Annotated in this window: 11 protein-coding genes; all 11 read right to left on the reverse strand. The window is 68.1% G+C overall.

The features are described from left to right. Window positions 1-525, reverse strand: a complete 525-nt coding sequence (locus C8N44_RS09535; RefSeq protein WP_107975966.1) for a chemotaxis protein CheW — start codon at window positions 523-525, stop codon at window positions 1-3. After that, on the reverse strand, window positions 522-2168 hold the full coding sequence (locus C8N44_RS09540) for a methyl-accepting chemotaxis protein (RefSeq protein WP_107975967.1): 1647 nt from the start codon (window positions 2166-2168) through the stop codon (window positions 522-524). The genes C8N44_RS09535 and C8N44_RS09540 overlap by 4 nt, the downstream gene beginning before the upstream one ends. Continuing rightward, complete coding sequence (locus C8N44_RS09545; RefSeq protein ID WP_107975968.1) at window positions 2168-2701, reverse strand: chemotaxis protein CheW; 534 nt, start codon at window positions 2699-2701, stop codon at window positions 2168-2170. The genes C8N44_RS09540 and C8N44_RS09545 overlap by 1 nt, the downstream gene beginning before the upstream one ends. Then, window positions 2698-4644 (reverse strand): chemotaxis protein CheA, encoded by a 1947-nt coding sequence (locus C8N44_RS09550; RefSeq protein WP_107975969.1) that lies wholly within the window; start codon window positions 4642-4644, stop codon window positions 2698-2700. Before C8N44_RS09550 ends, C8N44_RS09545 begins: the two co-directional genes overlap by 4 nt. Then, entirely contained in the window at window positions 4641-5009 is a 369-nt protein-coding gene (locus C8N44_RS09555; RefSeq protein ID WP_107975970.1) for a response regulator, read from the reverse strand. Before C8N44_RS09555 ends, C8N44_RS09550 begins: the two co-directional genes overlap by 4 nt. Beyond that, complete coding sequence (locus tag C8N44_RS09560) at window positions 5006-5293, reverse strand: hypothetical protein (RefSeq protein ID WP_107975971.1); 288 nt, start codon at window positions 5291-5293, stop codon at window positions 5006-5008. The genes C8N44_RS09555 and C8N44_RS09560 overlap by 4 nt, the downstream gene beginning before the upstream one ends. A gap of 231 nt (window positions 5294-5524) precedes the next feature. Continuing rightward, window positions 5525-7774: a FepA family TonB-dependent siderophore receptor gene (locus C8N44_RS09565; RefSeq protein WP_107975972.1), complete on the reverse strand. Its 2250-nt coding sequence runs from the start codon at window positions 7772-7774 to the stop codon at window positions 5525-5527. Window positions 7775-7909: 135 nt separating this feature from the next. After that, complete coding sequence (locus C8N44_RS09570) at window positions 7910-11773, reverse strand: non-ribosomal peptide synthetase (protein WP_107975973.1); 3864 nt, start codon at window positions 11771-11773, stop codon at window positions 7910-7912. Next, entirely contained in the window at window positions 11770-12009 is a 240-nt protein-coding gene (locus tag C8N44_RS09575) for a phosphopantetheine-binding protein (protein ID WP_107975974.1), read from the reverse strand. The genes C8N44_RS09570 and C8N44_RS09575 overlap by 4 nt, the downstream gene beginning before the upstream one ends. Then, on the reverse strand, window positions 12006-13631 hold the full coding sequence (locus tag C8N44_RS09580) for a (2,3-dihydroxybenzoyl)adenylate synthase (RefSeq protein ID WP_107975975.1): 1626 nt from the start codon (window positions 13629-13631) through the stop codon (window positions 12006-12008). The genes C8N44_RS09575 and C8N44_RS09580 overlap by 4 nt, the downstream gene beginning before the upstream one ends. Window positions 13632-13661: 30 nt before the next feature. Continuing rightward, window positions 13662-15038, reverse strand: coding sequence for a YncE family protein (locus tag C8N44_RS09585; RefSeq protein ID WP_107975976.1), 1377 nt, complete (start codon window positions 15036-15038; stop codon window positions 13662-13664). Between the last annotated feature and the right edge of the window lie 134 nt (window positions 15039-15172).

Consider the following 15172-nt stretch of genomic DNA (forward strand, 5'->3'; position numbering starts at 1 on the left):
TCACAGGCCCGCGACCTCTTCCAGTCCCAACGACGCGAGGTCGGCCTCGAAAAGACCGCTCACGTCGATCCGCGTGACAAAGTCACCGTGGCGGCGGCCGATCCCCGCAACCATCCGTTCGTTCCAACGCAGCAGTTCCGCCTCGGCAAGCGGTCCGCTGCCCGCCTCGTCCAGCTGCGTCACCTCGATTACCCGGTCCACCCGAAGCCCGATCGTCAGCAGCGTCGCGCCGCGGCCAGCGACCCGCAGGGCGATGATACGCGTCTCAGGCGCATCCTCGCGCGGCGGCTCTCCGAGCAGCAGGCGCATATCGATCACCGGGACCGAGAATCCGCGCCGATCCATGAGCCCCAGCAGCTGTCGAGGTGCCTTGGGAAGTGGCGCAAGGTCGCGTGCCTCGTGGATCTCCATCACTGGGGCCACAGGCAGGGCAAAGAGCGCGCGACCGATTTCGAAAGTCACCACGGTCTCTCCGACCCCGGGGTCGCCGACTTCGGACCATCGCCTGTCCGTGGCCACGCTCATGCGGCCGACCGACCACGGGTAAAGGCCGCATCGAGGTCATCCTCCTCGACGGACATGTCAAAGTCGAACCCGCCTGAGGACGGTTGCGACCTCTTTCGCGCGGACGGACGCGCGGAGTGCTGAGGCTTCGCAGCCCTGGGTGCCGGTATGGCAGTTCCCAGCCGGAAGAAGGCCATCGCCCCCGTGAGGGTTTCTGCCTGCGCCGAAAGCTCTTCGGCGGTGGAGGACAGCTCCTCGGCCGCCGAGGTGTTTTCCTGGGTGACCTTGTCGAGCTGCTGGATCGCCTGGTTGACCTGCGCGGCGCCGGTCGCCAGCTCCTGGCTTGCGCCCGAGATCTGGCTTACAAGCTGCGCGGTCCTCTCGATGTCCGGCACCAACCCGTCGAGCATGCTGCCGGCCGCCTCTGCTGCCTTTACCGTGTCGGCCGATAGTCCGCTGATCTCTCCCGCCGCGGTCTGGCTCCGCTCCGCAAGCTTGCGGACCTCCGAGGCCACCACCGCGAAGCCGCGCCCATGCTCCCCCGCGCGCGCCGCCTCGACCGCCGCATTCAGCGCAAGAAGATCGGTCTGACGCGCGATTTCCTGCACGATGAGGATCCGTTCGGCGATGGTCTTCATCGCCGTCACTGCATCCGTCACCGCCTGGCCCGAACTGCGCGCATCGTCGGCCGACTTCGCTGCCATCTGCTCGGTCTCGCGGGCGTTGTCTGCGGTCTGCCGGATGTTCGCGGTCATCTGCTCCATCGAACTCGAAGCCTCTTCGGTAGAGCTCGCCTGCTCCGTCGCGCCCTGGCTCAGTTGCTGAGAGGTCGAGGCCATCTCGGTCGCCCCGGTCGAGACGTTGGCCGAGCCCGACTGGACCTCTTCCACGATGCCGCGCAGCCGCTGCGCCATCGAGTTCAGGGCCTTCAGAAGGTCCGCGATCTCGTCATTGGTGCGCACCTGCACGGTATGCGACAGGTCGCCCTCGGCCACCTGTTCCGAGAACGCGACCGCCTGGCGCAGCCCGCGGGAGATGCTCAGCACGATCCAGGCGCCGGCCAGCGCGCCGGAGATCAGGACGCCGATCAACAGACCGATCATCGTCGTGCGCGTGGAGAGGTAGTTGGCATTCGCTGCGGCATCCGCATTCGCGAGATTTGCCGTCGCGGTTTCCAAAAGCTCATCGAGCTGATCCTCCATTTGCCGCCAGTCATCGGCGGCCTCGTCGAAGAGGATGCGGAAGGCCCCCCGAGTGTCCCCGGTATCCGCCAGCTCCATGGCGCGGATGTTGGCATCGCGGATCTGGGGTGCCAATTCCCGGTACACATCAAGCTCGCGTCGGCCATCCTCGTCCGCGATCCCGTAAAGCTCTTCGAGGATACGGGCATGGTCGGCGCGGTCCCCTTCCATCCGCTGCATCACCTCGCTCTGCTGCGCGGCGGTGTTGGCCAGGATGTAGTCGCGAACGTGGCGCTGGATCTTCACCTGTTCGACCGCGAGCCCCTCGGCGAGGCGGACCCGCGCGACACGGGTGTTGACGATGTCCCCGACGCGGTCGTTCATCTGCGCCATGCGGCCCAGGGCAAAGATGCTTCCCGCCGCAGTGGCCGCGATGAGCAGTAACAGGGTCACCGCAAGCTTGGTCTTGAGTGTAAGGCGCATCAGACTGTCTCCGGTTCTGCGTTCGGTTCGGCCCCTGTGGCGCCGTTCGAATGGGTGCGGCCTTGACCGCCAAGGAAATCCGCGAAGATCGCGTTGAGGTCGGGCACCGTCACGAACTCGCCCTGCCACCGCCCCACCGCCGCGACGTAGCGGGGCGGCCAACGGGTGCCCACCGGCGGGATTTCTTCCAGTGTGCCAGGGTCGAGCCGCGTAACCTCGTGGACAGCATCGGCAAGGATCCCGACCGTCGTGGCCTGTTCGGCCAGTGTGAGTTCGAGCACGAGAATTCGCACGTCGTCCTGCTCGGCCGGCCGCGGCATGCGCAGCGGCACCCGCAGGTCGGCGAGCGGCACGACCGAGCCGCGCACGTTGATGACGCCGGCGGCGAAATCCGGAGCGCCCGGAACCCGGGTGACCCGTACCTTTTCCAGCACCTCGCGCAGCCGCCCGGCGGCGACGGCAAGCACCTCGCCGTCGAGCCGGAAGGTCACCACATCGCCCGTGACGTCAGCCGGGATGTCCAGTTCGCTCATGCCGCTTCTCTCCCCGCGTCTGCCTCGCATCGGCCACGCTGTATGAGGTGCGGCACGTCGAGGATGAGTGCGACAGCACCATCGCCAAGGATGGTGGCGCCTGAGAATGTCTTGAGTTCCGCGTGAAGCGGCGAGAGCTGCTTGATTACCGTCTGATTGGAGCCGATAATCCGGTCGACAACGAGCCCGACCCGGCCCTCGCTGCTCGTCACTACCACCACCTTCTGGAACGGTCCCGGGCTGCCCTGGCAGTTCAGCAGGCCGCGCAGGCGGAGATAGGGGACGAGGCTGTCGCGGATGTCGAGAAAGGCGTTGCCGCCCCCGGGCCGCGCCTGCGCCGCGGGCAGTTCGACGATCTCGTCCACGGCGGCCAGCGGGATCACGTAGCGCTCGCCCGCCGTCTCGATCAGAAGCCCATCGATGATCGCCAGCGTCAGCGGCAGGCGCAGGGTGACCGAGCTGCCGTGGCCCGGCTCACTTGCCACCTGGATGGAGCCCCGCAGGCCCTCGACCGTCCGCCGCACCACGTCCATGCCGACGCCCCGGCCCGAAAGCTCCGTCACCTGCGAGGCGGTCGAGAAGCCGGGCTCGAAAATCAGGTTCAGCAGAGCGTCGCCCGCAAGATCGGTACCCTCCGCGATCAGGCCGCGCTCGATCGCGCGCGCGCGGATCGCATCGCGGTTCATTCCGCGCCCGCCATCGGTAACGGAGATCAGGACCTCCGCCCCGGAATAGCGCGCCGAGAGGACGAGCTTGCCGGCCTCGCGCTTGCCCTGTTCCAGTCGCTCCTCTGCAGCTTCAAGGCCGTGATCGGCCGAGTTCCGGATGATGTGCATGAGCGGCTCGGTGAGGCGCTCCACCACCGTCTTGTCGAGTTCGGTTTCCTCGCCCTCGACAGAGAACTCGATCGCCCGCCCAAGCTTGGCGGAAAGGTCATGCACCAGCCGCCGAAACCGGCCGGCGATCGTGCCGATGGGCGTCATGCGGATCGACATCGTCGTATCCCGCATGGCGGTGGCAAGCCGCCGGATATCCTCAGCCACCAGCATCAGGTTGGCGTCGCCCGACCGATTGGCGATCTCGATCAGCCGGGCCTCGGCGATCACAAGTTCGCCGACCCGGTCCATCATGTCGTCAAGCCGCTCCGCCGGCACCCGCATCAGCGCGGGCGCCTGGGCCGAGGTCGCGGGCGGCGCAGCCGTTTTCTCGACGGTGGCCGTGGCAGGGGCTCTTCTCCGAGTAGTCGAACCTTGACGCCGGTCGCCTTTGCGCCGGTCCCCGCCGGGCGGCATCAGTTCGAGCCGCAGGCCCTCTTCGTGGAACATGAAGACCGCGTGGATCTCGTCTTCGGTGACCTTCCCCGGAAGCTCCATCTCCCAGCCGAGGCAGAGTTCGAGCGGATCGAGATCCTCGAGCACGGGCAGCTCCCCAAGGATCGGTCGCGGGTCCGCGGCGCCGAGCGCGCGAAGCTCCTCGAGCACGATCTCGGGCCTGCCGCCAAGCGAAAGCGTGTCCGGCGGCAGGAAGAAACGCAGCTGCCAGTGACCTCCGGCGGTCTCCACGGCCTGCGGCGCGCCGGACTGACCGAGATGCAGCGTCAGCCGCTCCAGAAGCGGCTGCCCGCCGCCGTCGCCCGGGTTCCCAAGCAGATGCGCCACGTGATCGCGCGCGGCGAGGCTGATGGCGATCAGCTCGTCATCCACGGCGACAGTACCGTCCCGAACCCCTTCGAAGGCCGACTCGAACTGGTGCAGGAAGCCCGCGATATCCTCGCGGCCGAACATGGCCCCCGATCCCTTTAGGGTATGCAGGTCGCGGAAGACGCCGTCGATCAGCGCCCGGTCCGTCGGCCTGTCGCGCAGGGCCAGCAGCTGCGCCTCGAGGCTTTCAACAAGGCCCTCGGCCTCGGCAAGGAAGGTAGCAAGGGTTTCCTCGTCCATCATGAGCCCACCACCCGCGCCATCACGTTCAGCAGCTTTTCGCGATCGAAGGGCTTCACCAGCCATCCGATGGCGCCGGCCGCGCGGGCCTTCTGCTTGATCGTGTCGGCGCTTTCGGTCGACAGGAAGACGACTGGCACGCCCCGGTTCTGCGGCATCTCGCGAAAGGCCTTGCAGAAGCCCAGCCCGTCGAGCCGCGGCATGTTCTGGTCGGTGATGACGGCATCGGGGCGCATTCGGCCGGCCTGGTCCAGCGCGTCCTGGCCGTCGCTGGCCGTAACCACCGCGTAGCCTGCGCTCTTGAGCGTGCTGGCAATCATCTGGCGGACAGAGGGCGAGTCATCCACCACGAGAACGGTTCTCGTCATTGCGTCTGGTCCTCATGAAGCGAAATGGCCGGCGGATCGAGCGAGAGCACCGCATCGGCAGGGTGATCGAGGGCCAGACGTTCCCACGCGGCGCGCAGGGCCTCCGAGCGGCACAGATCCGGGGGCGGCTCCAGCCCGGACCGCAGGGCGGAAAGCAGTAGCTGCACACCTGCAGCGTCGACGGCCTCGGCCGAGGGCCATTGCGGTGGGTCCTGGAGAAGCATGTCGCGGGCGCGGTGGATGTCCGCCGCGACGAAACGGGCCTGGCCGGGATTCTCACTCATCACGCGGGTCTCCTTCAGGGTCCCTGAATGAGTAAGACCGAGTCGCTCAACGCCGACTGAACGCCAACCTCTCATTTCCGAGAGGAATAATCGGCATTTTTCCGGCACGTTTTCCGACACAAAGGTGCCCAAAATGCAAAGGCCCGGCCGAACCTCCCTGCCCCGCAAACGACAATCCCCGCGGCATCTTCACGCCGCGGGGATCCACTTGATCTCTGTTGTTCGGAAGCGTCAGAACGTCTTGCTGATCGAGACGATGAAGGACCGCCCGGGTTCGTTGTAGGTGTTGGCCCCGGCGCTGTTGGAAGTGCCCTCGCGCATCACCTGAGTGTCGAAGAGGTTCTTCACGCCGCCTTGCAAGGTCAGCCCGTTGTCGAAATCGTAGGTCGTCGTCAGGTTCACCAGCGTGTAAGGATCGCGGTCCTCCCGGTTCTCGATCTCGCCACCATTCGTGACCGATTTTTCCGGGCTTTCGATCGTGCCGTAGTGCGTCAGGCCGAGGTTGAACGACCAGTTCGGACGGTATTCCCAATCAAGCGAGGAGTTGATCGTGTAGTCGGGCACCAGCGACAGGGGCTGACCCGTCTGCAGGTTTTCCGAGCGCAGCATGACGGTGGCATTTGTCGACCAGCTCAGGGTGTCCGCCAGCGGCACGAGCAGGTTGCCTTCAAGCCCCTCGACCACGGCCTTCGGCGCGTTGTCCCAGCGGAAGATCTGGGTCTGATCACCCTCGGGGCCGACCACGAGTTCAGGTTCGAGCGAGGCACCGATCCGGTTCTCGTAGTCGTTCTTGAAGTAGGTCAGACCGGCATTCCAACCCGCGTCGTTGCGGTACGCGATGCCGATCTCCTTGTTCCACGAGGTCTCGTGTTCGAGATCGGGGTTACCGAGGATGTTGCAACCGTTCCCGCGCGACTCGTAGTTCACGGGACAACCACGCCCTCGCGTCCTGTAGACATAGTTCGGATTCAGCTGGAACAGGTTCGGCGCCTTGAATGCGCGGCTCACGCCCGCCTTGACGGTAATGTTCGACGTTGCTTCCCACGACGCATTGAGGCTCGGCGACCAGTTGACGCCCGCTTCGGAATGGCGGTCGACCCGGACGCCCGGCGTCAGCGTGAAGCTGTCGCTCAGCATCATGTTGCTTTCAACATAGAAGCCCAGCAGGTGTGCCTCCGACTCCGGATCACGTTCACCTGCCTCGTCGGTCCCCGGGATGCTCTCGCCGTTCTCGAAGCCCAGGCCCTGTTCGAGCGAACTGGGATCGTTCATCCATTCACCGCGGTACTCTGCGCCCAGCGTGATCGTCTGATCGACACCGAAAGCGCGACTGTAGATATCCCACTCCGACTTGGCTGTGACGTTGTCCAGAAGCGCGGTGTTGTAGTCGTCGGTGGAGTCGATCAGGCCTTCGCTGCCCCCGGCCAGCCCTTCGTTGAGGCGCCGGTTGTCGGTATGCTCCCACTGGAGGTAGCTGTTGACCTCGCCGAAGCCGTAGTCGCCCCGGTGTGTCAGCGCCAGCGTGCTGCGCTGCATCACGTTGGTTTCCTCGCCGATCAGGCTGTCGTCCACGCGGTCGACGCCCTGGAAGAGCGCGTCCCCGGCATAGTCGTTGCCCTGCCGGCTGTAGCCCAGCTCCACACCGTAGGTGTTCACCGAATCCGGCCGGAACTCGAGCAACGTGTTGAAGTCCCAGTTATGGACCCCCTCACTGCCCGCCGCGACGCTTTCGCCCTCGTCGGTGGCATCCTCGTTGATGTCGGCATCATCCCCCTCGCTCTGGTTGTAGCTGAGGTAGCTCCGGTACGAGAGCCGGTCCGTCAGTGGCCCAGACGTGACGATGTTGGCACGGTAGGTCGCGCCTTCCTTGTCGCTTTCAGGCACCTCGCTGAAAAGCTTGACCGTCGTCTCCCGTTCCGTCGGGGCCTTCGTGATGATGTTCACCACGCCGCCGGCCGACCCCGACCCGTAACGCGCCGCGGCAGGACCGCGGATGACCTCGATGCGCTCGATCGCCGAGGGCGGCACCCAGTTGGAATCGCCGCGCGTGTCACGCTCGCCCGACCGGCCCATCCGCACCGAGTTGCGCGACAACGCCGGACGTCCGTCGATCAGGATCAGGGTATTCTCCGGCCCCATGCCGCGCAGGTCGATCTGGCGATTGTTGCCGCGCTGGCCCGTCGTCGTGTTGCCGGTCAGGTTCACGCCCGGCTGCGTCTTCACCAGCTCAGAGACGTCGTTCGTCACGAGGTATTCCTCGACGTCCTCGGCGGTGATGGTCGAGGCGCCAAGCGCCTGTTTCAGTTCTTCCGAGGCCGCGTCGATCACGATGGTGCCGAGCTCCATCGAGCCGTCGTCGCCCATCGTGATCGTGCCGTCCTGCGCGGCGGCGTTGGTCGCGCTCAGCGCGCCCGCCAGCGCCGTGGTCGCCAGCACGCGACCGAAGGACCCGCCTGCGCGGGCCTGCCGTGAATTTGCCATGTCTCATCCCTCAGACCGGTGTTTCGAGGGGCGTGTCGTCGGGCTGGATGGCGTAGCAGGCTACCTTGCGGAACGAATCTGGTTTGAAACCCCTGAGGCGCTCTTAACCCCCTCCGCGCATTCCTGACAAATTGACTAAGCCTTTATCGGGGTCGAGTGTGTCGCTTTTGCACCGCCCCGCTCGGCCCTTGCCATTTCGCGTTCGAGCGCCTGCACCAGTCTCTCCGAATGGACCTCCGCCAGCAGCGCCCCGTGCGTGCACTCCAGCGGCGCGACACTCAGACCCAGGGCATAGGGCCGCCAGAGATCGGGCCGCAGGTCGGTCCCCGCGTGATCCAGCGCCGCCTGCACGTGAAGCACCGGCGCCCGAAGCACAGGCTCGCGGTGCCCGCGCACCAACCGGTTGGTCGCCTGGACCGACCGGATGACCCCGTCGAGCACGGCTTCCGGAAGCAGCGCCAGCGGATGCCCGCGGTCTCGCAGGAAGGCCAATATCTCCGCCTTGCCCTGCAATTCAGGATGCGCCTCCGGGTCGTACCCGGCGATGGCCAGCAGCGCCCGCAGCGCCGCGCCCGGCGCGGGCTCGGGTTCGTTGCGCCAGCACTCCGATGGATAGGCATCCAGCAGCCCCACCAGCCCGGTCTCGCGCCCGCGCGCTTCAAGCTCGGCCGCCGCCGCGTGAGCGATCAGCCCGCCCAACGACCAGCCCATCACGTGCACCGGCCCCTCGGGTGCCAGCGCCTCGATCCGGTCGGCATAGCTGCGGGCCAGCGCCGAGAGGCTTTCGGGCACGGGCTCTGTCGGGTCCAGAAGCGGCGACTGAACCCCGATCAGCGGCCGGTCCTCCAGCGCCGCCGCAAGCCCCCGGTAGCACCAGGCAATCCCGCCGGCTGGATGCACGGCAAAGACCGGCGGCCGTCTGCCTCCCGACAGCTGCAGAATGGGCCCCAGCCCGCTGTCCCGCTCCGCCGCACCGATCCGGCGCGCAAGATCCGCCAGCACCGGCGCCTCGAAGACCGCGCCCAGCCCCGGGTCCAGCCCCGTGGCCTCCGCAATCCGACGGGTCAGGCGCACCGCCTTGAGGGAATCCCCGCCCGACAGGAAGAAATCCGTCTCGGGCCCCGCGGCCTCTCCCAGCACTTCCGCGTAGAGCCCGGCGAGCAGCGCCTCCATCCCCGGCGCCGGCGGCCGCGTCGCCCCGCCAAGCCGTCCCGGATCGGGAAGCGCCCGGCGGTCGAGCTTGCCATTGGGCGTCAGCGGCAGCGCCTCCAGCACGACGATCCGTGCCGGACGCATCGCCGCCGGCAAGCAACCCTCCAGCGCGGCCTGCATCGCCGCCTCGTCCGCTCCGCCGGATGCCACTGCCCAGGCCACCAACTGCGCCGCGCCGTCCAAACCGTCACGCGCCAGCACGACGCACTGCAGCGCAAGCCCGGTGCCCAACAGCGCCGCCTCAACCTCGCCAGTCTCAACCCGTACGCCGCGGATCTTGACCTGCCCGTCTGCGCGCCCCTCGAAGACCACCTCTCCGTCAGACCGCACGAAAGCCAGGTCGCCGGTGTCGTACATCCGTTCGCCGGGCACGAAGGGATCCGCGACGAAGCGCTCAGACGTCAGTTCCGGCTGGCCAAGATAGCCCTCCGCCAGTTGGCGCCCTGCAAGATACAGCCGCCCCGTCACTCCGTCCGGCACCGGCCGGAGCGCGGCGTCCAGAACGTAGAGACGCGTGTTCCAGACCGGCCGCCCGATCGGCACCGATGCGCCCTCTTCGGCGCCCGAGGCCTCGTGGAAGGACACGTCCACCGCCGCCTCGGTCGGCCCGTAAAGATTGTGCAGCCGCCCCGCGATCACCTCGTGGAACCGCCGCGCCATGGCCGAGGGCAGCGCCTCGCCGCTGGCGAAGACATGAGCGACGCGCAGGCCCCGCGCCTCGGGCGCCTCGAGGAAGAGCGACAGCATCGAAGGCACGAAATGCAGCGCCGTGATGCCCTCGTCGCGGATCAGTCCCGCGATGGCCGAGGGGTCGCGATGCGCACCCGGCGGGGCCACCACCAGCGTCGCGCCCGAGAGCAGCGGCAGGAAGAACTCCCAGACCGAAACGTCGAAGGTCGTGGGCGTCTTCTGCAAGATCCGATCCCCCGGCCCGATCCCGTAAGCCGCGCGCATCCAGAGCAGCCGGTTCACGATCGCGCGGTGACTGACGACCACCCCCTTGGGCCGCCCGGTCGAGCCCGAGGTGAAGAGCACGTAGGCCGCATCCTCCGGCACGGGCCCCGCTGGCGCCGCGCCCTCACTGGCCCAGTCCTCCGGCGGCAGCACGTCTTCCGCCGGAAAGCCAGCCTTGGCCAGCACCACGCCGGGCGCCGCGCGCTCCAGCATGTCGGCGCGCCGCGAGCTGTCGTCCTCGGGGTCGAGCGGCACATAGGCCGCCCCGGCGCGCAGCACCGCCACCAGCGCCACGATCAATTCAAGGCTCCGCGGCAGCGCCACCGCCACACGGCCCCCCGGGCCAACGCCACGCCCCGCAAGCTGCCCCGCCAGCGCCGCCGACCTCCGGTCGAGTTCGGCAAAGCTCAAGGCGGCCTCACCGAAGCGCACCGCCTCGGCCTCCGGCACCGCGCGCATACGCTCCTCGATCAGCCCGGCCAGTGTGACATCCGGCACCTCCTGCGCCGTGGCATTGCGCCCGCGCAGATGCCGCTCCGTCTCCGCGGGTGTCAGCGTCGGCACCTCCGACAACCGCTCGGTTGCACAGGCCGCCCCGAGAAAGTCTATCAACCGGTCGAGGTGTCCCGCGATCTCGTCCTCATCGTAGATCGACGGGTTCGCATCCACCTGCAGCCGCAAGCCGACCCGCGCATCGCCCCGGAATGCGATCGTCATGTCGTCTACCGACCCCGCGCCGGTGATTTCCATCTCCGTGTGCAGCCCCGGCAGCGCGGGCGCAGGATCGAAGGGCAGCACGTTGATCAGCGGCCCGTGTAGCCGTCGCCCTGACCCAACGCGCCCCAGTTCGCGCCGCAGACACTCGCCGCGATACCGCCCGTGCCGCCGCATGGCAGCCAGCGCGCCCGCGCCCGCCTCAAGCACCGCGTCCAGCGGCGCGTCCTCCTCGGGCTCGAACCGGAACGGCAGGACATTCACCTGCGTGCAGGGGACCCGCGCCGCGGATGATCCCATGCGGTTCATCAGCGGGATCCCGGGCACGCACTCGCCCTCGGTGCCGAACCGCGACAGGTAGGCCGCCGACAGCACCGTCACGGCCTCCGCCCAGTTTACGCCTGCCCGCTCCGCCCGCGCCAGCAGGGCCTCGCGCAGCGCCTCGGGCACCGGGCGCTCGACCCGCCGGAAGCGGCCCGAGCTCACCGGAACACCGGCCTTCACCGACCGCACATCGCCCATGCCCTCCAGCGTCTCGTGCCAGTAGGCCCGGTCCCGCGCCTCGCGCGCGGACCCGGCATAGGCCGCCTCCATCTCGAACATCTTGCCGTAGCCGGCAAACCCCTCGGACGGCGCCTCGCCGGCCACGCAAGCCGCGTAGAGCGCCGCCAGCCGGTTGGTCATCAGAACGTTGGCATAGCCGTCGCCCGCGAGGTGGTGGACCTGCTGGCTGACCGCCCAGCGATCCCGCCCGAGCCGCCAGAGCGTCACATGCCCCACGGGACCTGCACCCAGATCCGCCGCCTGCCAGAGCCTCTGCCAGATGGTGTCCCGCGCCGCACTCTCGGGGTCCTCCTCAGCGGAAACGTCCACGTAGCCCACCTCGGGCACTTCCCCGGCCAGCCACTGCACCGGACCATCGGTGCCTTCGGCAAAGCGCAGCCGCAGCGCCTCGGTCTCCTCGACGAGCGCCGCCAAGGCCCGCCGCATGGCGCCCTCGTCAAGCCGCCCCGCGATCCAGAGCACCTGCCCGGTGTTGAAGATGGGGTTCGAGGGGTCCTGCGCCTGCGCGTACCAGATCCCCTCCTGCGCGGCACTCAGCGGCCGCGCGCCGCTCATGCCCGCACCCGCGCCACGATCTCCCACCATTCGCCCAGCGTCTCGCGCTCCATGAAGGCAGTGTAATCCAGCCCAGGCTGCAGCTTTTCCCACTTCGTCAGGAGGTCCATGGCCTGAAGCGAATCCAGCCCCAGATCGACGAGGTTCTCGTCATCCGTCACCGCCTCGGGCGGCATCCGCACCGCCCTGGCAATATCGTCCCGCATCATCTCGAGGGTCAGGGTCTCGTCGCTCATGTCGCCTCCGTCTCGCTGGCCTGTGCCTGAAGCTGCGCCCGCAGCTCGCGCCGGCTGATCTTGCCCACCGCCGTGGTACCGAGGTCCGACACCAGCCGGATCTCGTCGGGGATCTTGAAGGCGGCGATGTCGCGGCCCCGCATGAAGCCGCGCAGCACCCGCGCCTCGGGCGCGGCGCCTTCGCGTGGCAGCACAAAGGCGCAGGTCCGCTCACCGTGCCGCGGGTCTGGGACCGAGACCACCACCGCATCAAGCACGTCGGGATGCGCGATCAGATGATCCTCGATCTCCTCGGCCGAGATCTTCTCACCCGCCCGGTTGATGTGATCGGACGCGCGGCCCAGCACCTCCAGATGCCCGCTCTCGCGACGCCGCACGATGTCGCCGGTCCGGTAGAATCCTTCCGCGGTGAACGACTTGGCATTCGCCTCGGGCGCCGCGTGATAGGCGCGGATCGTGTAGGGTCCGCGCGTCAGCAGGTGCCCGCTGCCGCCAGTTGCCACTTCGCGGTCCTCATCATCCACCACCCGGATCTCGTCATCGGGGGAAATCGGCCGCCCCTGCGTCGACACGATCACCTCCTCGGGATCGTCGAGCCGTGTGTAGTTCACCAGCCCCTCGGCCATGCCGAAGACCTGCTGGAGCCTGCATCCCAGCGCCGGCCGCACACGCCGCGCCGCACCGGGCAGGAACTTCGCCCCGCCCACCTGCAGCACCTCGAGCGTTGGAAGCTCTGGCGCCTCGGCCTCGGCAGCCTCCAGCCAACGCAGCGCCAGCGGCGGCACCAGCGCGGTGATCGTCACGCCCTCGTCCCGCACCATGGCGAAAGACGTCTCGGGCCTCGGATCGGGACACAGAACCACGCGCCCGCCCGCGTAGAACACCCCAAGCCAGCCCGGCGAGCTCATGGTGAAGTTATGCGCCACCGGCAGCACCGCCATGTAGACGCTCTGACCGTGCAACCCGCAGATGCGCGCACTTTCGCGAAGGGAATAGATATAATCGTCGTGCGTGCGCGGGATCAGCTTGCTGAGCCCCGTGCTTCCGCCCGAAATCTGCAGAAAGGCCACCGCCTGCGGATCGGGATCGCCCGGCAGCGCCGCGGCATCCCCCGCCACATGCGCAAGCCCCTCACCCGCGCGGCCCGGCTCGGACACCACCACATGGCGCAGATCCGGCAGCTCTTCCGCCAATTCCCCGGCCAGCGCCGCGTGATCGAAACCGCCGATCTTCCGCTCGGTGATGATCCCCGCCGCCTCGGAGGTCCGCAGCAGATGCGAAAGCTCCACCTTCCGATGCGCGGGCAACGCATAGACCGGCAGCATGCCTGCCAGGAACAGCCCGAAGACCGCTTCCACGAACTCGGGCACGTTGCCCATCTGGACCAGCACCCGGTCGCCGGGACGCAGCCCCAGCGCCAGCAGCCCCGCGCCGAACCTCTCGGCCCGCTGCAGCAGCGCCCCGTAGCTCCAAGACGCCCCGCCGCCCTTCATCGCGATGCGCTCGGGATGCGCCGCCGCCCGGGCGCGCAGCAGCGCGGGGAAGGTCTCCCCGCGCCAGTAGCCTTTTGCCATGTAATCCCTGGCCAGATCCGCGGGCCAGGTCTGCTCGACAGGTCTCATGCCACCCTGCCTCCCTGCTTGCCTCTTGCCTCAGCCCTCGGGCGTGATGCGAGTGATGTGATCGCCGGTGGGGTCTTCCGCCCCTTTCGACTTGTTCACGACCAGCACGCCACCTTCGGGGGCCGGGGTCAGGTGATTGGCAAAGCTGCCCACCGCCATGTTGCCTGCGATCTCGCCGTCGGGGGTCAGGGCCACGACCGTGCCCGCGCCACGCAGCGCCACGTAGGCCAGCCCGCTTTGCGGATCGAAGGCCACGTTCAGCGGCTCGGCCCCGACCATGACCTCGTGCAGCACCTCGCCGCTCGCCGCATCGAGGATCAGCACGTTGTCGCTGCCCATACCCGCGGTGAAGATCCGGTCGCTCTCGGCGTCGTAGCTCACGCCGATCGAGCGTTGCGACAGCGGCAGCTGGTAGACGGCGGTCTGTTCGCCGCTGGCCAGATCGACCACGGCCACCTCGTCGCTGCCGAGGCTGACGACGACAAGCCGCCCGTTTTCCGGATCGAGCTGAAGGCTCGCCGTGCCGAACTCGCCGCGCCGCTGGCCCGAGCTCAGCTCGATCGGCTCCAGTTCCTCGAGGCTCTCGGTGTCGAAGACATGCACCAGCGGCTCGAAGGTCGCGGTCACATAGGCCTTGCCATCATGGACCGCCACGTCGCGCGCATGGCTCACGGCGCCCGGCTCGAACTGCTTTATCAGCGACAGGTCCTCGGTGTCATAGACCGCCACCGTGTTCTGCCGGGTGTTGGTCACCCAGACCTGCCTGGCATCTTCGGCCACGCCCACGCCGTAGACGGCGAACACGCCACCGTCACGCCCGTCCTCGCGGGCCGGTGCCGGCTCGGGCGTCACCTCAGCCACGATCTCCAGCGTCTCGGGATCGAGCTTCAACAGCTTGCTTTCGCTCACCGGCGGACGCCCCACCGCCGAGGTCACGTAGAGCGCACCCTGCGCCTCGGAGGCCGCCACCTGGTAGAGCCCCGGCACCAGCTTGTTGGCCTGCGTCGCGAAGGCGCCGCTTTCCTCCAGCACGGGCGAGACCTTGAGGTCGAAGACCATGGCATAGTCCGGCCCCGCGACCTCGGCCACCACCGGATAGATCCCCGGCGCAGCGCCCTCGGGCACCTCGACGGACGCCGCGAACTCGCCCTCTTCGCCAACTTCCAGGCCCTCGGCCACGACCTCGCCGCCCTGGCGCAGGGTCACCACCTGCCCGGGCGTGAAGCCGCGGCCTGACACCATGGCGGTGCCCCCGGCGGCGATGGGCGAACGATTCTCGCCGCTTGCGTCGATCTCGCCCTCGAAGGGACGCGCAAGGCTCTGGAAGGGGTCGGCGATCAGTGGGGTTGCGGTCAGCGCGGCAAGGGCAATCGCAGCGCAGCTCCGGCGCAGCATCGAACGGGACATGGCGTCCTCCGTCTGGGCGAAGCAGGGCTTCGCGGTATTGCAGGGAATTGGCTGCAGCGACGCGGACGGTCTAGCTGTGGCTGAGCGGGGCGCGGATGCGCCGCTTCGCACTGTGTGCCTAGAATACCCGACAG

This window comes from Allosediminivita pacifica (assembly GCF_003054175.1).
Lineage (GTDB): Bacteria > Pseudomonadota > Alphaproteobacteria > Rhodobacterales > Rhodobacteraceae > Allosediminivita > Allosediminivita pacifica.